This is a genomic window from Mesorhizobium sp. M0938 (assembly GCF_040319125.1).
Taxonomy (GTDB): Bacteria; Pseudomonadota; Alphaproteobacteria; order Rhizobiales; family Rhizobiaceae; genus Mesorhizobium; species Mesorhizobium robiniae.
Genome location: NZ_JAMYNS010000020.1, coordinates 14,187 through 33,860 on the forward strand (window position 1 = coordinate 14,187; position 19,674 = coordinate 33,860).

16 protein-coding genes are annotated in these 19,674 nt (G+C 61.9%); 7 read left to right on the forward strand and 9 right to left on the reverse strand.

Annotated elements, in window-relative coordinates; genetic code table 11:
• The first annotated feature begins 121 nt into the window (after positions 1–121).
• The 3 genes from NKH73_RS27275 (at position 122) to NKH73_RS27285 (ending at position 4,618) form a co-directional block, all read left to right on the forward strand.
• Positions 122–1,054 carry a hypothetical protein gene (locus NKH73_RS27275; RefSeq protein WP_352937546.1) on the forward strand — a complete coding sequence of 311 codons (933 nt, stop codon included), beginning with the start codon at positions 122–124 and terminating at the stop codon, positions 1,052–1,054.
• Positions 1,055–1,259: 205 nt separating this feature from the next.
• A complete protein-coding gene (locus tag NKH73_RS27280; RefSeq protein WP_502894010.1) occupies positions 1,260–3,251 on the forward strand; it encodes an AI-2E family transporter in 1,992 nt (663 codons plus the stop codon).
• A 218-nt stretch (positions 3,252–3,469) separates the two neighbouring features.
• Positions 3,470–4,618 (forward strand): glycoside hydrolase family 1 protein, encoded by a 1,149-nt coding sequence (locus tag NKH73_RS27285; RefSeq protein WP_352937550.1) that lies wholly within the window; start codon positions 3,470–3,472, stop codon positions 4,616–4,618.
• 24 nt (positions 4,619–4,642) lie between these two features.
• Here the strand turns inward: NKH73_RS27285 and glf are convergent, their stop codons facing one another.
• A complete protein-coding gene (glf, locus tag NKH73_RS27290) occupies positions 4,643–5,812 on the reverse strand; it encodes a UDP-galactopyranose mutase (protein ID WP_352937551.1) in 1,170 nt (389 codons plus the stop codon).
• A 2-nt stretch (positions 5,813–5,814) separates the two neighbouring features.
• Complete coding sequence (locus tag NKH73_RS27295; RefSeq protein ID WP_352937552.1) at positions 5,815–6,987, reverse strand: glycosyltransferase; 1,173 nt, start codon at positions 6,985–6,987, stop codon at positions 5,815–5,817.
• A gap of 427 nt (positions 6,988–7,414) precedes the next feature.
• Between NKH73_RS27295 and NKH73_RS27300 the strand changes: the two genes are divergently transcribed.
• Positions 7,415–8,338 (forward strand): glycoside hydrolase family protein, encoded by a 924-nt coding sequence (locus NKH73_RS27300; RefSeq protein ID WP_352937553.1) that lies wholly within the window; start codon positions 7,415–7,417, stop codon positions 8,336–8,338.
• A 245-nt stretch (positions 8,339–8,583) separates the two neighbouring features.
• Here NKH73_RS27300 and NKH73_RS27305 read toward each other — a convergent pair whose 3' ends face one another.
• Positions 8,584–9,156 (reverse strand): inorganic diphosphatase, encoded by a 573-nt coding sequence (locus NKH73_RS27305; protein WP_352937554.1) that lies wholly within the window; start codon positions 9,154–9,156, stop codon positions 8,584–8,586.
• A gap of 571 nt (positions 9,157–9,727) precedes the next feature.
• On the opposite strand from NKH73_RS27305, the gene NKH73_RS27310 reads away from it, so the two are divergent.
• The gene (locus tag NKH73_RS27310; RefSeq protein WP_352937556.1) at positions 9,728–11,203 is read left to right on the forward strand and encodes a glycoside hydrolase 5 family protein; all 1,476 of its coding nucleotides are present in this window, start codon (positions 9,728–9,730) and stop codon (positions 11,201–11,203) included.
• Positions 11,204–11,398: 195 nt separating this feature from the next.
• On the opposite strand, the gene NKH73_RS27315 is transcribed toward NKH73_RS27310, so the two are convergent.
• The 6 genes from NKH73_RS27315 to NKH73_RS27340 are packed head-to-tail and all read right to left on the reverse strand — an operon-like array spanning position 11,399 to position 17,264.
• A complete protein-coding gene (locus NKH73_RS27315; RefSeq protein ID WP_352937558.1) occupies positions 11,399–12,328 on the reverse strand; it encodes a phosphatidate cytidylyltransferase in 930 nt (309 codons plus the stop codon).
• A 23-nt stretch (positions 12,329–12,351) separates the two neighbouring features.
• Positions 12,352–13,059, reverse strand: a complete 708-nt coding sequence (locus NKH73_RS27320) for a lysophospholipid acyltransferase family protein (protein WP_352937560.1) — start codon at positions 13,057–13,059, stop codon at positions 12,352–12,354.
• Between the two features lie 8 nt (positions 13,060–13,067).
• Entirely contained in the window at positions 13,068–13,502 is a 435-nt protein-coding gene (locus NKH73_RS27325; protein ID WP_352937562.1) for a hypothetical protein, read from the reverse strand.
• Positions 13,499–14,839, reverse strand: coding sequence for a phosphatase PAP2/dual specificity phosphatase family protein (locus NKH73_RS27330; protein ID WP_352937564.1), 1,341 nt, complete (start codon positions 14,837–14,839; stop codon positions 13,499–13,501). The genes NKH73_RS27325 and NKH73_RS27330 overlap by 4 nt, the downstream gene beginning before the upstream one ends.
• Positions 14,840–14,841: 2 nt before the next feature.
• A complete protein-coding gene (locus NKH73_RS27335; RefSeq protein WP_352937566.1) occupies positions 14,842–16,632 on the reverse strand; it encodes a bifunctional alpha/beta hydrolase/class I SAM-dependent methyltransferase in 1,791 nt (596 codons plus the stop codon).
• A 29-nt stretch (positions 16,633–16,661) separates the two neighbouring features.
• Entirely contained in the window at positions 16,662–17,264 is a 603-nt protein-coding gene (locus NKH73_RS27340; protein ID WP_352937568.1) for a CDP-alcohol phosphatidyltransferase family protein, read from the reverse strand.
• Positions 17,265–17,562: 298 nt separating this feature from the next.
• On the opposite strand from NKH73_RS27340, the gene NKH73_RS27345 reads away from it, so the two are divergent.
• Positions 17,563–18,552 (forward strand): TIM barrel protein, encoded by a 990-nt coding sequence (locus tag NKH73_RS27345; RefSeq protein ID WP_352937570.1) that lies wholly within the window; start codon positions 17,563–17,565, stop codon positions 18,550–18,552.
• Between the two features lie 44 nt (positions 18,553–18,596).
• Positions 18,597–19,655 (forward strand): sugar ABC transporter substrate-binding protein, encoded by a 1,059-nt coding sequence (locus tag NKH73_RS27350; RefSeq protein ID WP_352937572.1) that lies wholly within the window; start codon positions 18,597–18,599, stop codon positions 19,653–19,655.
• The last annotated feature ends 19 nt before the right edge of the window (positions 19,656–19,674 follow it).

Consider the following 19,674-nt stretch of genomic DNA (forward strand, 5'->3'; position numbering starts at 1 on the left):
CATGGAATTCTGCGGATTTCCTGGAATATCGACTTTAGGAGAGGTCCGGCCCGCGATGAATGCGGTGGGAGCAAGTGCTGGCACATGTTATGCCTTGCGGTGGCATAAAGGGGCACGTGGGATGGCACAGCATATCGCGCAGAAGTTACGGCTGACTGTGGCTCTGCTGGGAACCGTCAGCCGCAAGGACCTTGCGGCGGCGTTCCGGGATGTCAACCCGAACACGGCGTTCGATCTCGGCCGTGCCGACAAATGGCTGCAGGGCCGCGCCCAGCCACGCCAGCTCAGCGTCTACGACGATTGGTCGAAGCTTCTCAAGCTGGAGCAGCCCGGTGCCTGGATTGCCCAAAGCGATCTGCCAAGCTTTACCGCCGCGATCTGCGCCCGACACGGCATCGACAAGACGGAACTAGAACGTCGTGCCGGCGCGCAGTTCGAGGCATCATATGGGCATGAGGAGCGAAGCCTCGGATTGGCCCTTGCCGGAGTCTATGCGTGCTATTCGCATGCTTTGTCGCCTTATTATCGCGGCCAGCTGATCAGGGGCAGCCTGTCGATAGAGACCGGGCCGGGGGCGCACGGGCTGACCGCCACCTATCGCGAGGTGTTGCCGACCGGACAACTGCTGGTCGGCGGTCCGGTGAGCCCGGCAAAACGCGGCCTTTATGCGCTTCTGAAGGAAACCGGCGGCGATGCCCATTTCTTCCTTTGCCTGTTCCCGCACTCGCGGCCGGGAAGCGTGCTTGGCGGCTATATGTGCGGCGGCGCCATCATCGGTCCGGAGCCGCAACCATCCCTGACCAGGATCCTGATCGTCCGCTTGCGCGATCCGACGCCCGAGGCCTGGGGCGGATATCTGCCGCCCGGCGGGTCGATCGCCAGGGATTTGGCGTCGCTCGGCGTGACCGTCGAGCAGCCGGAAGCGGTCGACCGGCAGCTGGCGCAATTCCTCGTGGCAGACAGCAAGGACGGCGGTGCCAGCCAGATCCCACCGGCCGAATTCCGCGCCATTCTCGACGTGTTCGACCGTCATTGGCTGAGCCATTCGGACTAAGCCTGATCTCGTCTTCTGTCTCCGCGGAACCGATCACTGCGTCAGCTGTTGTGTCCGGCGACCAAAGCGCCCGTCCGGCTGTCCAGTTGGGCTGCCAAGCGCCCGCCTTGCCGGTCGCGTCTTCGAACTCGCCGGCGCGAAGAGGCGAAAGTTGCACGCCGGCTCAACATGCCCGATCATGGCTGTGGCAGGGCGGAGGTATCAAGTGGCGGCCAATCCTCGAAACGGCATTCAACCCGCCGAGCCCGTGCTGATAGGCATGGTTTCCTCTGCCAGAACCCTTCCGCGCATGTCATTGCCCACCGTCGCGACTGTCGTGGCTACGGTTGCCGCCCTGTATTTCGGGCGCGAGGTTTTCCTGCCGATCGCAATCGCTCTGCTGCTTACCTTCGCGCTCGCGCCCATGGTTTCCGGACTCAAGCGAGTCGGCCTTCCGCGCCTCCCGGCCGTCATCGCCAGTGTGCTGAGTGCATTCACGGTCCTTGCGCTGTTCTCCTTCATTGTCGCCACTCAGGTCAGCGAACTGGCGCAGAACATCCCGCTTTACCAGTCGAATATCCTGACCAAGGTCAGGTCCCTGAAGGAAACCGGCGTCGGCGGCGGCATCATCGCCAGGCTGGGCGGGGTGATCGAACGCGTAGGCCAGGAACTCGACAGGCAGGAAGCCTCACCGCCTACCGCAGATGAACCAGAGCGCGAGCCGGTGCCTGTCGAGATCATCGCGCGCGAAAGGCCGCTCCAGGTTCTTCAGAACCTGATCGGCCCGCTGATCAGCCCGCTAGCATCGGCCGGCCTGATCATCGTCGTCGTCATCTTCATGCTGCTCGAGCGCGAGGACCTGCGCGATCGTTTCATACGCCTCGTCGGGTACGGCGATCTTCATCGGACCACCGAGGCGCTCCAGGAAGCGGGCAAGCGGGTCGGCCGATATCTACTCATGCAATTGGTGGTGAACATCATCTATGCCGTGCCGATTGCATTCGGGCTTTGGGTTCTGGGCATACCGAATGCGATGCTGTGGGGCCTGCTGGCGTTGGCGCTGCGCTTTGTTCCTTATATCGGCCCGATCGTTGGTGCGTTGCTGCCTTTGTTCCTAGCGCTTGCCGTGGCTCCCGGTTGGTCGCTCGTGCTGTGGACCGCCGGTCTGTTCGTGGCCATGGAAATGATAACCGGCAACGTCGTCGAACCGTGGCTCTACGGTTCACGCACCGGGCTTTCACCATTGGCCATTATCGTTGCGGCTATCTTCTGGACCTGGCTCTGGGGGCCGCTGGGCCTGGTTCTGTCGACGCCGCTCACTGTCTGTCTCGTCGTGCTCGGCAGGCACGTGCCGCAGTTCGAATTCCTCGACGTCCTGTTCGGCAACGAACCTGTGCTCGAACCCCATGCCCGGCTCTACCAACGGCTGTTGGCCAGCGATCCAGAGGAAGCCACAGATCACGCCGAGGAGATCCTGGAGGAAAAATATCTGTTCGAATTCTATGACAAGGTCGCCATTCCCGCACTTCTGCTCGGCGAACAGGATCGCGTGCGGGGCGTCATGGGCGATGAGCAAAGACGGCAGGTGGCGGCCAGTGCGCAGACGCTGGTGGCGAACCTCGACGACAGCGCACAGGAAGAAGCAGAGGAGGAGGAAGACCCAGCCGCCGCCGAGGAAACCGGCTCGCGCAAGGACAAGGAGAGTCAGGGGGAAGGCGAGGACGACATCGAGTTGCCTGATGGAACGGACAGGTCCGTCCTGTGTGCCGGCGGACGCGGCGAACTCGACGATGCCGCCGCCGCCATGCTGGCGCAGGTGCTCGAAGTCCAGGGGGCGACGGTATCGAAGGCGAGCTTTGCCGACATGGAACCGGCGAGCATTCGCCGGCTTAAGCTCGACGCTGTCGACACCGTTGTGGTCGGCTTTCTGAACCGCGACTCAGTCAAGCACGCCCGTTTCCTGGTTCGTCGGCTGAAACGTGTCAAAAGGGCGTTACGGGTGGGCATCGTGTTCTGGTCGAACGCCGGCGACGCCAGCGAGACAGCCGTCAAACTGGCCAATGACATCAACGCCGATTTTGTGGCCCATGGCATGGTCGATGCCGTGTTGGGCGCGTTGTCGAGCGATCCGCCCATCGCCCTGAAGGCCGCTGCCAGGCGCCGCATGCGCCGTCGGCCGCCGGCCGCCAAGAAAGCGCCACGTGCGGCTGCAAAATGAACGCGGGCGCCGAGAGCGCGGGCCTGCAATCATCTTTGGCGCGCCAAGTTGGGCGGATCGCCCTCCCAACCAGAAATATTCCAGGCGAAGGGAACCTCACGGTCGCAGGCAAGTTCGGTACGCGATGGGGGGGATTGAGCCATGGCAGTGTTGTTGATTTCAATGGCCGATCGCCTACCGGGAGCGGTGGCGCGAGCCTTGGCCGACGGGTCGCACGTATGAGCAACGAGCCGGCGCGTCCGCCAGGCGAACGCCTGTCCGCATTTGCCAGCTTCTTCATGGCCGGTTTCGAGTGTTCATCGCATCGGCGCGGCGACGGAGTGCGCCTCGATTTGATTCGCGCGACCGCACACGACAAACACGCTCTCGCCGATTATCGCAGTTGTGCTGTCCTAGGGCTTCGTACGATCCGCGACGGCTTGCGCTGGCACCTGATTGAAACTGCGCCCGGAGTCTTCGACTGGTCGGGTTGGATCTCAATGATCGAAGCAGCCGACGCGGCGGGGGTGCAGGTCGTCTGGGATATCTTCCACTATGGCTCACCAGATCACGTAGACCAAGGCGCCCCAGACTTTACAGAGGCCTATGTTCGTTTCGCCGCTGAAGCTGTCAGGGTCCACCGCTCCGTCACGGGAGTAGCTCCCTTGGTGTGCCCGATCAATGAGATCTCATTTTTCGCATGGGCGATTGAGGTCGGCTATTTCCCGCGCGTGGGGCCAAAGAAGCGGGGATGGTTCAAGCGACAGTTGGTGAGGGCAGCGGTTGCGGGCGTCAAGGCGATGCGCGATGCCGAACCTGATTGCCGGTTCATATGGGCTGAACCGCTAATCCATGTTGCGCCCCGTGACCGTAGTCGTGCCGAGCAGCGGCGTGCGGAAAATGTTCGTCAGGGCCAGTTTGAAGCCTACGACATGCTGACGGGCCGTGCCGAGCCCGAATTGGGCGGCAGCGAGGACTGCGTCGACGTCATCGGGCTTAATTTTTATCCGCACAACCAATGGTACTTTCAGGGGCCAACGATACCGATGGGCCACCACGAATATCGGGCGCTTTCCGACATGTTGGTCGAAGTCGCAGAGCGCTACAGAAAGCCCATGCTCATCGCCGAGACAGGCGCTGAAGGATCAGGCCGGCCGGCATGGCTCCATTATGTTTGCGATGAGGTCCGTAACGCAATGAGCCGTGGTGCCCCGGTTCAGGGTATATGTCTGTACCCGGTGACCGCGTATCCCGGCTGGGACAATTCGCGCCACGCGGAAGTCGGCTTGTTCTCTACCATTCACGCCGACGGTTCGCGCAGTCTTCGCCAGCCGGTTGCCGATGAATTGGATCGCCAGCGCACATTATTTGCGGCAGCTGTTTCGTAGCGATCTAAGAAGGAGCGGGCCACGTTAGTAGGTGGGGAACTGCTCCGAATGTTGGCCGAGCGTCGTCCGCTGCGTAAGCATCTGCACGGTGCCGTTTGCCGGAAGGCTCTGTTGGATGCGCGCGAACGTCGCCAAAGCCTGACCGACAACCTGATCCATATTGTAGTAACGGTACGTGGCCAGGCGCCCGACGAACCACACGTCGGGGCACGCCGCTGCCAGTGCTTCATAGCGTTTGTACAGAGCCTCGTTTTCCGCCCGCGGCACCGGGTAATAGGGATCGCCGATATCGGTTGGATATTCATAAGTCAGGCTGGTCTTAGGGCTCTGCTGACCGGTCAGATGCTTGTACTCGGTAATGCGGGTATAGTTTTCCGTCTGCGGATAATTGACGACGGCGACCGGCTGAAACTGCTCGCAATCAAGCGTCACGTGCTCGAACCGCAGTGACCGATAAGGCAGACGACCAAGGCTCCAGTCGAAATATTCATCAATCGGCCCGGTGTAGATCATCCGCTGAAAGGGGATGGTGTCGCGAATTTCGCGATAGTCGGTTTGCAGCATGATCTTGATCCTCGGGTTGTCCAGCATGCGATGGAACATGCGTGTATACCCGCCAGCCGGCATATTCTGGAAAGTGTCGCCGAAGTAGCGATCATCGCGGTTGATCCGCGTAGGGACCCTCGCAGTCACGGACTTGCTTAGTTGGGCCGGATCGACGCCCCACTGCTTCCTGGTGTAGCCGCGAAAGAATTTTTCGTAGAGTTCCCTGCCAACGGTGCTCACAACCACGTCTTCGGCGGTCCGGACCTCCTCGACCGTTTCTCGCCTGGATGCGAAGAACTCCTCCAACTGCTCAGGCGTCAATTCCAGACCGTACAGGCGATTGATCGTGTCGAGGTTGATCGGTATCGGCAGCAGTTTTCCGTCGACCGAAGACAGTACGCGATGTTCGTAAGGTCTCCATTCGGTGAACTGCGAGAGGTAGTCGATGATCGATCGGGCGTTGGTGTGGAATATATGCGGCCCATAGCGGTGGACCAGAATCCCCGCTTCATCGTAGCAGTCATAGGCGTTGCCGCCGACATGATTTCGCCTATCGATAAGCAGAACGCTTTCATGCCGTTGCGATGCGATGCGTTCGGCGAGCACGCTGCCGGCGAAGCCGGCGCCGACAATCAACCAATCGAACATGGTCAGGCTCTCCTGCGCAACGGCACAATGCTTTTCATTGAATACGCACGCTGGATATGTGCAGCCATTGCGTCCCACGTTCGTTCCCACGACATGTTTGCAAGGTAGGCATCGACTTCCTTCAGCAGGAAATCGCGTGGGCGGGACAGAACAGACCGAAGTTTGGTTTCGAGATCTTCGGCGTCGACGATGTCGACCAGGCCTTGCGAACCATAGGTGCGCACGACGTCGACGATCGCGGTGGAGATCACCGGCAGTCCGGCGGCCAGGAACTCAGGAGTTTTGGTCGGGCTGATATAACGTGTCGCCTCATTGAGCGCGAAGGGCATCCAGCCGGCGTTCCAATGCCTGAGATAGCGAGGCAGGTCGGCGTAGGACTTGGCACCCAGCCAATGCAAGTTGCTTGCTTGCGGCAGGCTGAGCGGATCGATCTTGACCACTGGCCCGAGCACAACGAAATGCACGTCGGGCATTGCCGCAGCCGCTCGCGCGATCATATCAATGTCGAGCCGTTCGTCGATCACACCGAAGAAGCCCACTCTCGGGTGAGGTATGCCTGCCTGGTCTACAGGGTCATCGCCGGGCTGTCTTGCCTTATGGAAATGCGCAACGTCGATGCTGCTGGGGAAGGGAAAAATTGACTTATGGAGGCATCGTTTGGCCTCGTACAAGCTCTGTCCGCCCGTGAAGACGACATCGGCGCGCTGCAACAGCGCCTTCTCCATCTGCGCCAACTCTGCCGGCGCGTTCTTGAAGGCGGAGAGTTCATCCATGCAGTCGTAGACGCACACGTCGCAGAGGAGATGGTCGCTGAAACGCAGCGCCATCGGCGTGTAGTACCATAAAGTCAGCCGGTCATGCGGGGTGGAGGTGATGATCTGGTCGACGAACCTGCGCTGGATCGCGTCCGCCTTTGTTGCTGAAATGCCGACCGGTAGAACCGGGGTGACGATTCTGATCGTCGGCGACTCATCTTTTATCCTGATAGAGGGGTAGTGTGTTTCTTCGAAGACCGGTTCCTCAAAGTAAATTAGCTGTTGCTGTTTTGACGCGAGCGTCAGAATGTGTTGTGGGCGTTGATGTACGAAATTCCATCTTAGGTGGGAAAAGCAAAGTATAATTGACAATTTTACGGGAGTGTCATGTGATATTTTCTTGCCACCCGCCATTTCCATCTAAGTTTTCCCTTAGCTACAGTTCAATATACTCTCGAAATAACATATGTTAATCGAGACGCGTTCGACTTTAGACCCGTAGGCATACATCTAACTTTCATTTAAGTAAGTTGTTCCACAGAGTTGAACTGCATGTGTGTCTAGCTCGCGGCGCCACACTTGCCCCAATCGATCTGCCAATAAACGACGGGCAGCCGAGGCGTCCGACCCCAGCCGGTCCACGCGAGCGCTTCGGCTGTCGGCAAGGTCCTGCGCCACGCGTGATCTCAACGAATGTGGCGCATTGCCACAGAACGGTTGAGAACGATCGATCATTCAACAAGCGTTAATCGGGGGAGCTATAAGTTAACGGTCTGTGAATCGATTCGGCCGAGTGGCACACGGGCCCGCGATCGTCGACGAACAACGCCGTGAGAGAAACTAAGAAATGAAATTCAACTTCGAAACCAATGTCTTTCCGTTGTTTCACCCGCAGGCCGTGGATGATCTGAAGGATCCCTGTCCGGTGTTCGACGGCACGCTTTGGCACGTCTTCGGCTCGAGCGGCACTGTCACGACCGAGAGCTGGAAAATACTACATGCCACGGCTCCGGACCTTTTGGGTCCCTGGACTGAGCATGAGGCGCTCGACTTGGCGGTAACCGGATCGGGCATTGCGGCGCCCGGCGTTATTCATGAATGCGGCGTCTTCCATATGTTTATTCAGACCGAGTTCATGAAGTCGGGCGGACGTTGCGAGCATGCTGTGTCCAATGATGGCTTTCATTGGGTGGTGCTGAATCCGGCGATATTGTCCCTGCCGGATACCGATGAGGACGGGATCTATGATCCCCATCCGGCGATTATCGGCGGCAAGCGCTACATCGTCTATTCAGGCATGCCTAAATTCACCAGAGTGCCGCAGCCTGACGTCTATCTGGCGCGCAGCCAATCCGATTCCTGGTTCGGGCCATGGAAACGTCTGGGCAAGATATTGGATCATCTTGACGTTCCCCATCACAATGCGCGTGAGCATCCCGACTACGAATGGGGAATCGAGGGCGCTCAACTGGTCGAATTGCCTGACGGTCGCGTGCTTCTCAACGCCACCTGCTTCCTTCCCGACGGTCCGCGCGGAAGTCGTCAGCGTGTATTCTTTGCCGTCGCCGACGACGTCAAGGGTCCTTACGTGTCGGTCGGCCCGGTGCTTGACCCTGGTGAGCCTGGGGAAAACGGCCATTCGACGGTGATGATCGAGGGCGGGAAACTGACCCTGTTCTACCAGAGCAGACGTGAGGCAACGAACCATCGCTGGCGTTTTGGACTGGCTAGGTGCGACCTGGATCAGCAAGTCCTTTCACGAGTCGCCTAACAGGGACGACCAGCACGAGCATCATGGCAGTGCCATGACTATTTTATCGGGTTCCTGCAATGGCTGCGACAGGGCCAACGGCCGCTCTGCATTACCAAGGGCCGCAAGCCAGAGCGCGACAACATCTCGCCTTATCCAGTTGCGCCCACTGCTTGAGAGGTTCAGGCGTCGTTCGCTGTTTGCAAGGGCCGAGCACCATCAGCTTCTCCCTACACCGACGTCCAGGCAGCCTTGTTGTTTTCGAGCTACATTCTTACCGATATGTGGGAACGCTCACGGGCGGCTCGCTGTTTCCGCTCGAAAGTTCTCATGGCCCGATGGATGTTGCGGAGAGCTTGGCTGGAATCGTGCCACCCTTCGAATTCGATCTGCTTGTCAGTGCCGGATACCGACGCGAGGAAAAACTGCTCGATCTCGGATCGCAAGCGATCCGGAACATTCTCGCCAAGGAGAGACTCACTATGAGCGTCTTGCTTGTGCGGGCAAAATACAAAGCGGTCGTTTCTCACGGTCTCGCCGTTCTCCGTTTGCAGGACACGAAGGGCCGCAAGCAAATCGCACTTGATGACAACGCCGGGAGCGCAGGTTGCCTCATGGATTACTAGACCGTCGAGGGCATCGCCATCGTCGCCCAGTGTAGATGGCAGAAAGCCCCAGTCATACGGGTAGGCCAGGCCGGCTGGAAGCGGCCGCGTATACTCGAAAAGCTTCTTCTTGGGCTTGTAAGTCAACTTTGCTTCGGCGCCACGCGGCGTTTCCACGACCACCCTGATCCGACCCTTCGATGTAGTCGTAGGCAGTGTCAGATAATTCGCCACGTTTTGGTCCTCGCCAGTCCATGCCCAATGGCACTAGGCTTTTCTAAGCGGCGGATGACGGATTTGTTCCGAACGTGCCTACGCTCGACGTCGAGCAGCATCTCGTCGAAACGGCGTCGGGCAAAGCTTCGTGCAGGCGGTTCCAAGCAACTGGTGGCGTTGTGTCGTCATGGACGCAAGGTCGCAGCAAACTACGGACCATGCTCGCGTCCTGGCTTGATCACCCCGGAGAGCGATACCGCGTAGTTGGGTAGACCAGACTGCGCCGGGCGGTCTCCTCTTCACTATCGCTATTATCGCGCCAGTTTCCCTGGCGAAGCATGCCTACGCCACAAAAATCGGCGTTGATGTCATTGGCCAGCCTGATGCACCCCTGCGCTCCTCGTCAGGATAGAGCGACCTGGATTACCTGGGGATCAACCCTGCCGAGGGAGCCGTTGAGCAATTCATGGCTTTCCAAGAAGAGCCTGAGTGGAAAGAAAGAGAAGGTCCATTGGCCTGCAAAGCCCGGCGAAACATTTTGCCACCATGACAGTTATAGCGCTCCGGGAACCAAATTCGGGGCATGCCTTTGAACGATATTAGATTGGCGATACCGCTGGTCGGGGGAGTGGAGGACTCTGCGCCGAGATCGGCTGCCGGCCTGCCTTGGATCAAGGTAGCCGGTTCCTATTTCGCCACCGAGGACGGCGAGGCATGGACGCCGATCGGGCAGAACGATGCGGTAAGCTGGCCCGAACTCAATGGCCTGTTCCGGCGCGCCGATATGGCCGGCGTGGAAAATCATCTCCGTTGGCTGAAGGAAAGCGGTGTCACCTGCCTCAGGCTGATGCTGGAATATGCCCAGGTTCGCCACCGCTACTTCGAGAAGCCGCAGGGCCGCGTCGTGCCGGCTATGGTTCAATTGTGGGACGACCTCTTTCGTCTTTGCGAAAGACAGGGCTTAAGAATCCTGCTCACCCCCTTTGATACGTTCTGGCAGTGGCTCCACTGGCGCCACCACCCTTACAACCGCGATAACGGAGGCGTGCTGGACCACCCGTCGCGATTCCTCGTCTGCGCCGAGACGCGCCGCGCAATCAAGGCAAGGCTGGAATTCGTGGTTCGCAGATGGAGCGGCAGCGGAGCCCTCTTCGCATGGGACCTCTGGAACGAGATCCATCCCGAGCAGGCTCAGGGCTCCGCAGATGGCTTCGGCGCCTTCATCCATGATCTCAGCGAATTTGTGCGTCGGCTGGAAACGTCACTTTACGGCCGCTCTCACCCGCAGACCGTCTCGCTGTTCGGACCTGAGCTTCGCTGGCGGCCCCACATGCCGTTGCCGGGGCCGATCTTCCGCCACTCAGACCTCGACTTCGCCTCCCTCCATCTCTACGAGGAGGGCACGATCGACGACCCGAGCGACACGGTAGCGCCGGCGCTCGGCATGGCGCGGATCGTCGGAGAGGCGCTCGGCGAAATCCATGATGGCCGCCCTTTTCTCGATTCCGAGCACGGCCCGATCCACTCGTTCAAGGACAGGAAGATCACGCTTCCGGAACCTTTCGATGATGAATATTTCCGCCATTTGCAATGGGCTCACCTGGCAGCGGGGGGCGCGGGTGGCGGCATGCGGTGGCCAAACCGCACCCCGCATGCGCTCACCCCCGGCATGCGGCGGGCGCAGCGTTCGCTGGCCGATTTCCTCCCTCTGATCGACTGGGCTTCGTTCCGGCGTGCCCATCTCGGCAACAAGATGCGGGTTTCCGGTCCCGACGCCGCGGCTGTTGCCTGCGGTGACGATTCCCAGGCAGTGGTCTGGCTGGTTCGCCGCGACACGATCGGGCGAAACGGCATGCTTCGCGCCGGCGCCGAGCCGGTGCCGGCCGCCTTGGAGCTGCCCGGGTTGGCTCGCGGCAGCTATCGTGTCATCGCCTGGGATACCGCGGCCGGCAGGCAAATGGCGGAATGGCAAGCAAATTCGGACGGCTGGCTGAAGCTTGATGTGCCGCCGTTCTCCGCCGATGTCGCCCTTGCCATCCGCCGGGGCGTTCTGGCCGCGCCATAATTATTTCATCCGCGGTCCTGTTGATCCAAGCAGAGCCACGGGAGACATCTCTCACGACCTGCGGCAAGACTCGGAAGGCGTAGGGTCAGCGGTCCGCCGTTGCGCTCAAGGTTGCTGCCGGCGCCGCATGCGCCGCCAGCGCCGGCCGCCAAGAAAGCGCCGCTTGCGGCTGCAAAATAAGGCTGCAGTTCGCTGTCACGTCCAGAAATAGCGCACAGTATGGAAGAACACCGGGGCGGCGAAGACCAGGCTGTCGGCGCGGTCCATCATGCCGCCATGACCCTCGATCAGATGGCCCCAATCCTTCACCCCCTGATCGCGCTTGATGGCGGAGGCGACCAGCCCGCCAAGGAATCCCATCAGGCAAGCGATGAAGGCGACGGCCGCTGCTTCAAGCGGCGAGAACGGCGTCAGGAACGACAGCAAAGCGCCAAGCAGGCTAGACGTCGCCAGCCCGCCGACCAGGCCCTCCCAGGTTTTCGACGGCGACACCTTCGGCGACATCAGATGCCTGCCGAACAGCTTGCCGAAGATGTATTGCAGCACGTCGCTGCCTTGCACGGTGATGATCAGGAATGCGATCAGCAACAGATTGCGGCCCTCGAAACCGGCCACCTCGAGTGTCAGCAGCGCCGGCACGTGGCTGACGCAGTAGACCGAGATCATGACGGCCCATTGCTGCGCCGAGACGCGCTCGAGAAAGCGTTCGGTGTCGCCGTGCAGCGCAGTGATCGCCGGCATCAGCAGAAAGCAGTAAACCGGGATGAAGATGGTGAAGAGGCCGTACCAGGCGGTCCATACCAGCCAGTACTGGAACGGGATGATGATGCCGAACATGCCGAGCAGCACCCAGTGGTCGCTGCGGCGGCTGTGCGTCAAAGTCACGAATTCGCGCAGCGCCGCAAACGAGATCAGCGCGAACAGGATGGTCATGCCGGAGCGGCCGAAGAAGAAGGCGACGGTGATCGCCACCACCATCACCCACCAGGCATTGATGCGCTGGTTGAGGTTGATCAGCGTCGGGGACAGCGGCTTCGCCGCGCGCCACGACAGAATGCCGGCGACCAGGCTTGCCGTGGTCAGCACCGCAGCGAGGCCCACAACCAGAATAAGGGTTTCGTGCATTGGCATGTTGTTCTAGTCGTCTCTTAGGGGTCGCATGATGGTTTTCGGAAAACCGGATTCCACTTTTCCGCATCATGCGCTGGCGGGCGGGGGTTCAGCGCAAGCAGTGTTTGGCGGGCGCGGTCGAGAAACGCGCGGCGTTCCTCGCCGGGCGCAATCGCGATCGGCGCGCCGAAGACGACGCGGCAAAGCAGCGGCACCGGCACGAACTGACCCTTGGGCAGCACACGCGACATGTTCTCGATCCAGCACGGGATGAGTTCGACGTCGGGCCGCGCCATCGACAGATTGTAGAGGCCGGAACGGAACGGCAGCAGCGGCTGGTCGGTCATGTTGCGCGTGCCTTCGGGAAAGACGATCAGCGAATGACCCTCGTCGAGCACCGACAGCATGATCGAAATCGGATTCTGCGCCTCATCGGTCCACTGCCGGTGAATGAGCACGGAGGACAGCATGTCCTGCGCGATGAAACGGCGCAGCCGCGATTTTCCCCAATAGTCGGCGGCCGCGACCGCGTGGGTGCGGGCGCGCTCCTTCTCACTGAGGCAGGCCGACAGCAGGATGAAGTCGCCGTGGCTGGCATGGTTGGCGAAGTAGATGCGCTGCCGGTCAGACGGCTGGCTGCCGTTCCAGATCGGCCGCACGCCGGTCACCGCCCAAGCCAGCGCCGACAGGCCTACCGAGGTCACGGTCTGCAGCAAGGTGAAGGTGCGAGTGCCGAGCTTGCTCATCGGCTGGCTCAGATAAAGGCCGCGACGAGGGACGCCGCCCCGAACAGGCCGATCGCGATGCGCTGCCTGGCCAGCAGGCGCTGGGTGCCCGCCATGCGCCGGTCGAGCGAGCGGCCGCCGGCAGAGGGAGGTTTCAGCCGCATGCGCGCCAGCACCTCGTCGACCGCGGCTCCGGCTGCGGCCTCGCTGGCGTGGCTCGCCATCAGCCGGAACAGCAATGCGTCGAAGACAAGCAAAGCAGAGTAGGCGAGGGTGGCCGCCGCGCTCGCCGCCGCGATCAGCCAGGCCGCGGCCGCTATGGGCGCTGCCTGCGGCCCGGCCACCGCGCCAATGATCGGCGCTGCCATCAAGGCGGCCGCCAGCAGCAGAATCGGCCACGCCGCCTGCACCATCAGCCCGGCTGCGAACGCCTCGGCCCTGTCCTGATAGGCGTCGCTTTTCATGCCGGCTCGTCCACCCCGATGTGAAGATGCACCGGCCGGCCCGATGCCGCGAGCCGCTTGTGCGCCTGCGCCGGCGTCGGCGAGCGGCCGGTGGCAACCAGCCATTCGGCGACGGTGCCGGCGCTGCGCTGGAAACCGAGCGCGCAGCAGACCAGCACGGTGCCGTGGCTGCGAGCGGCTTCGATCGCCGCCACCGCTTGCGCTTGCGCCTCCGGCGGCGGCGGCAAGAGATCGACCATGGCGACACTCGTCCAGCGACAGGTCACGCCGCGCGGCCTTTCCAGTTCGCCGGCAAGGTCGACCACCGTGCCGAAAGTGTCGGCCTCAGCAGCTGTCGGAAAGCGGCCGAGGAAGACGCCGTCGGCAACCGCGATCTGCGCCGGCAGCTTGCGCGTCCATATCGATACATTGATCCTGGCGCCAAGCCGGTAAGGCAGCAGCAAAATCCGGCTGGCCAGCGAGACGCGGCCGTCGGCCGCTTTCTGAAACACTTTGGCGCCGGCCCCGGCATAGGCGAAGGCGACGATGGCCAGCGCCAGCGCGGGCCACAAAAGGATGAGCCACAGCGCCGAGACGAAGGTGCCGGCAACGGCGCCGGCCAGTGCCAAGGCTGCGCCAAGCGTGTAGAACCGAGCCAACCGCCTGGCCCTGGCGTCGGTCGCCAGGTGAAAGCCGGCGAACGGCAATTCGCCGTTGCGCGGGAACAGCCACAGCGCGAAAAAGCCAAGCAGCGCGCCGGTCGGGATATCGATGACATGATGCTGCCATGTCGTCAGCACCGAGGCGCCGATCAGCAAACACCAGGCATGCCAGATAATGCTGGCCATACCTTTGAGCCGATGGCGCCAGTGATCCCAGATGATGACCACCAGCGCAATGTGCAGCGACGGCGCCTGGTTGAACGGCTTGTCGAAGCCGCCGAGCACCGCGAACATGAAGCCCGGCAGGCCCGATGTTTGCGGCCGCACGAAGGTCGCCGTCAGCGGGAACAAGATGAAGCAGGCGACGGCGATGATCTGCGCGGTGAGATAGCGGCCGGCGAGACGGTCGACACCGCTCTTGGAACCATTCAACAGCAGCGACAGGCCGTAGAACAGGTTGATCGACCAGTAGGGCACGATGGTCCAGGCGATGAACGGGAGGGAGCGCTCCCAGGCGAAGACGATGCTGCCGACATCGTCCCGCTGCGACGCCAGCCAGTTGGCGAAGCCATAGGTCGCGTAAAAGAACGGCGCCAGAAACGCCAGCCACAATGCCGCCCGCAACACGATTCCGGCGTACGGCTCGCGTGCGGGGGCAGAAGTGGCAGCGGCGGCGCCAAAGATAGGCACGACCATGCTCAGACGCGCCGCGCGACGGAAACGGTGAAGATGCCCCATTGGTCGATGCGCTGGTCTAGTTTTTCGAAGCCGGCTGCCGTCACCAACTGGTCCATCTCGCCTTGCGTGCGACGCCGCATCACCCAGGCCTGGCCGCCGCGATGCGAGGTCAGGCTGCGGGCGATCATTTCGAGCTGCGGATGCCAGGGCTGGTTGGTGTAGAGAAGCAGGCTGCCGGGCTGCATCGCCTTGGCCAGCCCACCGAGCGAGCGGGCGATCATGGTGTTGTCGGCAAACAATTCGTACAGCCCGGAGACAATGGCGAGGTCCGGCGCGGGATCAAGCCCGGCAAGCATTTTGGCGTCGAAGGCGTCGGCCTGGTGGAACGAGATGGTTCCCGGCAGCTTGCGGTCGGCGATCAGCTTTTGGCCGAGCGACACGTTGAGGTCGGAGAAATCCTGCAGCCGCACGCTGGCCGGCGGTTCAGGACATTTGGCGACAGCGTCGAGCACGTAGCGGCCATGGCCGGCGGCGATATCGACGATATTGACCGGCCGGCCGGTAGCTTTCAGTTCGGCGACGGCGCCGCCGATCAGCTCTTCGAGATGCAGCTTGCGCTGGCGGATGCCGCGCCAGCCGATGGCCTCGAGAAAGGTGCGGTCGATCATGCGGCCAAGCGGAGTGTGACCCCGCGCCTCGTTCTCGTAGACATAGTCGAGCGTCGAGCCGGAATCGAAGCCGGTGGCGATCCCCGTCTTCATGCCCGACGACAGCCAGGCGCCCATGCGGATCGAGGCGCGGCTCATGCCCCAGTACAGGTGCTTCGGTGACAACAGGGACAACGGCGAAGCCAGCCGGTCGGCCTCGTCGCGCGTGTAGCCGGCGCGATCGGCCGCGGTCAGGTCGAGTTGCTTCTCCGGCGTCGCGACCTGCTTTTCGAGGAACGGCCGGATCAGGTCGAGGGCCTGCTTTCGGTCGCGTTCGCCCAGCGTGTCGTGGAAGAAGCCGGGCAGCACATGCCGTTCCTTGGCCGGGCTGGCGAGATTGACGAAGAATTCGTGCTGCGGTGCGTGCCGCACCACCCAGTCGCTGCCCGAGATCAGCAATTGCGTCGGCACGGTGATGGCGCGGGCATCCGAGACGATACGCGCGGCGTGGTCGTAGAGCTCGACCAGGATGTTGGAAGCGATCGGCCGCGTGATCAGCGGATCGGCCTCGAAGGAGGCAATGCGCTCGGGATCATGCGTCAGGAACTTGGCCTTGACGTAGGAATTGACGAAGAAGCGCCCCTTGATCTTCTGCCACAGCGCAATCCCTTGCTTGGCGAAGGGCACGTAGAGCTTGACCGAGAAGGCCGGCGAGGCCAGCACCAAAGCGCGAATCTGCGGCGCATAATCATGCACCCAGGCGGCGGCGAGCACGGCGCCGAAGGATTGCGCGATCAGCGCGATGTCACGCTGGCCAAAACCATCCTTGCCGATCTCCCGCACGAAGCAATCGATGTCGCGCACAAGTGCGGCAAAGGACGGCGCGTAACCGCGCTCGCCGGCCGAGCGGCCATTGCCGCGCGCGTCCCAGGCGTAGAAGGCATGGTCGGGCATGTCGAGTTCGTCGACCAGATGCGCCATGCGGCCGCCATGCTCGTGGCCGCGGTGGAACAGCAGAACCGCGCCCTTGGCGGATTGCCCGACAGCCGGCCAGTAGCGGTAGAATATCTCGGTGCCGTCATGGCTCTTGAAGGCGCGCTCCTGCCCCACCCGCTTGAGGTTTGACAAAGCCGCGGCGGCGGCGATCGTCTGTTCGTGAAGCATGGTTTCCCCTGGCGGACGCGACCGGAATTTCAGTCGCCGCTCCCGTTAAGGCCGCTGCGTATCCGGTTGATGGCGGTCACCAGCGAGAGTGTAGCCATTGCCGGAAACACAAACGGCGCGATCGCCGCGATCCACAGTCCGCAGGCAATGAGGGAGGCGATGATGCCGAGCGCCAGCGCCCGGTCGCTCTTGCCGAACGGCCCGGCATAATTGCGCCCCGTGCCCGCCGCTATGCCGAGCACGCCGGTGAACTCCACGATGATCGCCGCGATGGCGAAAGCGACGACGCCCCAGGTTGGGAAGATGGCGGCAAAGGCCAGGATCAGCGCGAGGTCCGAAATGACGTCGCAGAGTTCGTTGAGGTACATGCCGAGCTTCGAGGCCTGACCATGCTCCCGCGCCAGCATGCCGTCGATGGCGTTCAGCGCCATGCGCGCAAACAGCACTACCGGCATCAGCAGAAAGACCATGCGATGGCCGGCAAGGGCCGCGACCAGAATGCCGGTGGCGACCGATAACGCGGCGGCCAGCAAGGTTATCTGGTTGGCGGTGACGCCGGCCACGGCCAGCCGGTCGGCGAGCGGCCGCAGCTTGGCCTGGAACGCCGGTTTCAGCGCATAAAGTGTTGGCATGTGCGGAACCCCCCGGCCACAACATAGTGCCAACGACGATGATCAATTGACGCCCGAGACGCAAGGGCTGCGAGCGGTTGTACATGGTTACGATCGGTGGCGCCGAACTGATCATTTGAGAGCTAAGCCCTAAAGTTCCGGCGTGGCCACCGCTTCGAGGCCGAGCGCGTCTACGGCCGCTATCATGCCGGATCGAAACAGCGTTCGCCGCTTGGTCGCAGCGGATGGTTCATTTCTCGAATAAGAACTTTACAGATATTTGTAAATATGTGAAGTTATGTTCACCAAAGGGTCATCCATGACAGCCAATCGTTTCGCCACGCGCCTGAATTCCTTTGCCTCGCGGCCACAGGCCGAGTGGCCGGATCTTGTCGGCAAGCCGTCGATGCTGCAGATGGCGGCGCGTGCGGCGAAGGTTGCCGGGTTGACCGACCTCGACCTCAATTTTCCCGATCATGTCGATGAAAAACCTGCGGAAATGGCACGGAAGCTGAGCAATGTCGGGCTTTCGATCAATGGCTTCGCCATGCGCTACTACTCCAATCCGGCCTTCAAGCTCGGCGCGTTCACCAATCCCGATCCCGCTGTTCGCCGCGAAGCCATCGACCTGACCAAGGCCGGCATCGACGCAGCGCGTCAGGCCGGCGCCAATCTGATGACGCTGTGGCTCGGGCAGGATGGCTTCGACTATGCCTTCCAGGCCGATTACGCGACACTGTGGCAACGCGAAATCGATGGAATTCGTGAAGTTGCATCGCATGATCCCGATTGCCAGATCAGCCTGGAATACAAGCCCAACGAGCCACGCTCCTATAGCCTGATGCCCGACGCGGCGACAACATTGCTGGCGATCCGCGAGATCGGGCTGCCCAATCTCGGCGTGACGCTCGATTTCGCCCATGTGCTCTATGCCGACGAGCAGCCGGCCTTTGCCGCAGCACTCGTGACGCGCCATAGCAAGCTGCTCGGCGTGCATCTCAACGATGGCTACGCCAAGCGCGACGACGGCCTGATGGTCGGCGCAGTGCACACGCTGCAGACGATCGAGCTGCTCAGGCAGATCCGCCGCGACGGCTACGCCGGCGCCATCTACTTCGACACGTTCCCCGACATGACCGGACTCGATCCGGTCCACGAATGCGAAGTCAACATCGCAACCGTCAAGCGCATGCTGCGCGTCGTCGATCGGCTGGAAAAGGACAACCGCCTGTCCACCGCCATCGACCGTCAGGACGCGGTCGCGTCGCAGGCCATCATCCAGGAAGCCATGCTCGGACCGGACAGCTGAGGCTCCGGCGGCATAGACCATTTTTCAACAAGGGAGGAAAGACCATGAAATTTCTGCTTGCCACCGCCACCGCTGCCCTGATGGCGCTGTCCATCGGCTCCGCTTTTTCCGCGGATCTCGCGCCGCTCAATTCCGACACCGAGAAGGATCGCATCGACTGGTCGCAGCTCGAGGCCAAGTTCGGTGCGTTTCCCAAGCTACCCGACGGTACCAAGGCCGGCGCTGTCTCCAAGACGCTGACCAACGAATACTGGCGCTCGCTGGGTGAGGGCTACAAGTCGTTCGGCGACCGTGTCGCTGTTCCGGTCGTCTACCAGGCGGCGCAGAGCGAGGGCGACCAGCTCGGCCAGCTCACCATCGCCGAAGGCCTGGTCACACAGGGCTACAACGTGCTGCTCGTCTCGCCGCAGACCGACTCCAATCTGCAGCCGATCATAGAACAGGCCAAGGCCGCCAACGTGCCGGTGGTCAACGTCAATGACGCGGTCATCCCGCAGGCCGAGCACTATGTCGGCAATGTCCAGCGCGACAATGGTGTGCGCGTCGCCAAATGGTTCATCAAGAACCGGCCGGACGGCGGCAAGGTCGCCATCGTCGAAGGCCAGGCCGGCGTCTATGCCGCCGTCCAGCGCACCGACGGCTTCAAAAGCACGATCACCGAAGCTGGCAAATTCGAGGTCGTCGCCAGCGTCCCCGGCAACTGGGATCGCCAGACCTCCTACGACGCGGCCACCAACATCCTGCAGCAGCATCCCGACCTGATCGGCTTCTATGCCAACAATGACGGTATGGCACTGGGCATCGTCGAGGCGGTCAAGGCCGCCGGCTTGCAGGACAAGGTCGCCGTCTTCGGCACCGACGGCATCTCCGACGCTTACGCCTCGATCCGCGCCGGCGAGCTGACCGGCACCGTCGACAGCTTCCCGGTTTTGACCGGCGAGGTGGCGCTGGAATCGGCGCTGCGACTGGTGGCCGGGCAAAAGCTGCCGCGGGTCGTCGCCACACCGCAGGCGCTGATCACCAAGGACAACGCCGACCGTTATTCCGGTGCCGGCGAGGCCGTGCGCAAGGCGCTGCTCGAGGATGCGGCAGCGGGCAACTAAGGGCACAAGGACAGGTGCC

Coding starts and splice junctions, on each gene's coding strand:
- NKH73_RS27340 (WP_352937568.1), bottom strand. CDS start 17,264: ATGCCAACACTTTATGCGCTGAAACCGGCGTTCCAGGCCAAGCTGCGG.
- NKH73_RS27345 (WP_352937570.1), top strand. CDS start 17,563: ATGACAGCCAATCGTTTCGCCACGCGCCTGAATTCCTTTGCCTCGCGG.
- NKH73_RS27320 (WP_352937560.1), bottom strand. CDS start 13,059: ATGAGCAAGCTCGGCACTCGCACCTTCACCTTGCTGCAGACCGTGACC.
- NKH73_RS27315 (WP_352937558.1), bottom strand. CDS start 12,328: ATGCACGAAACCCTTATTCTGGTTGTGGGCCTCGCTGCGGTGCTGACC.
- NKH73_RS27350 (WP_352937572.1), top strand. CDS start 18,597: ATGAAATTTCTGCTTGCCACCGCCACCGCTGCCCTGATGGCGCTGTCC.
- NKH73_RS27275 (WP_352937546.1), top strand. CDS start 122: ATGGCACAGCATATCGCGCAGAAGTTACGGCTGACTGTGGCTCTGCTG.
- NKH73_RS27295 (WP_352937552.1), bottom strand. CDS start 6,987: ATGGAAATGGCGGGTGGCAAGAAAATATCACATGACACTCCCGTAAAA.
- NKH73_RS27300 (WP_352937553.1), top strand. CDS start 7,415: ATGAAATTCAACTTCGAAACCAATGTCTTTCCGTTGTTTCACCCGCAG.
- NKH73_RS27325 (WP_352937562.1), bottom strand. CDS start 13,502: ATGAAAAGCGACGCCTATCAGGACAGGGCCGAGGCGTTCGCAGCCGGG.
- NKH73_RS27285 (WP_352937550.1), top strand. CDS start 3,470: ATGAGCAACGAGCCGGCGCGTCCGCCAGGCGAACGCCTGTCCGCATTT.
- NKH73_RS27330 (WP_352937564.1), bottom strand. CDS start 14,839: ATGGTCGTGCCTATCTTTGGCGCCGCCGCTGCCACTTCTGCCCCCGCA.
- NKH73_RS27335 (WP_352937566.1), bottom strand. CDS start 16,632: ATGCTTCACGAACAGACGATCGCCGCCGCCGCGGCTTTGTCAAACCTC.
- glf (WP_352937551.1), bottom strand. CDS start 5,812: ATGTTCGATTGGTTGATTGTCGGCGCCGGCTTCGCCGGCAGCGTGCTC.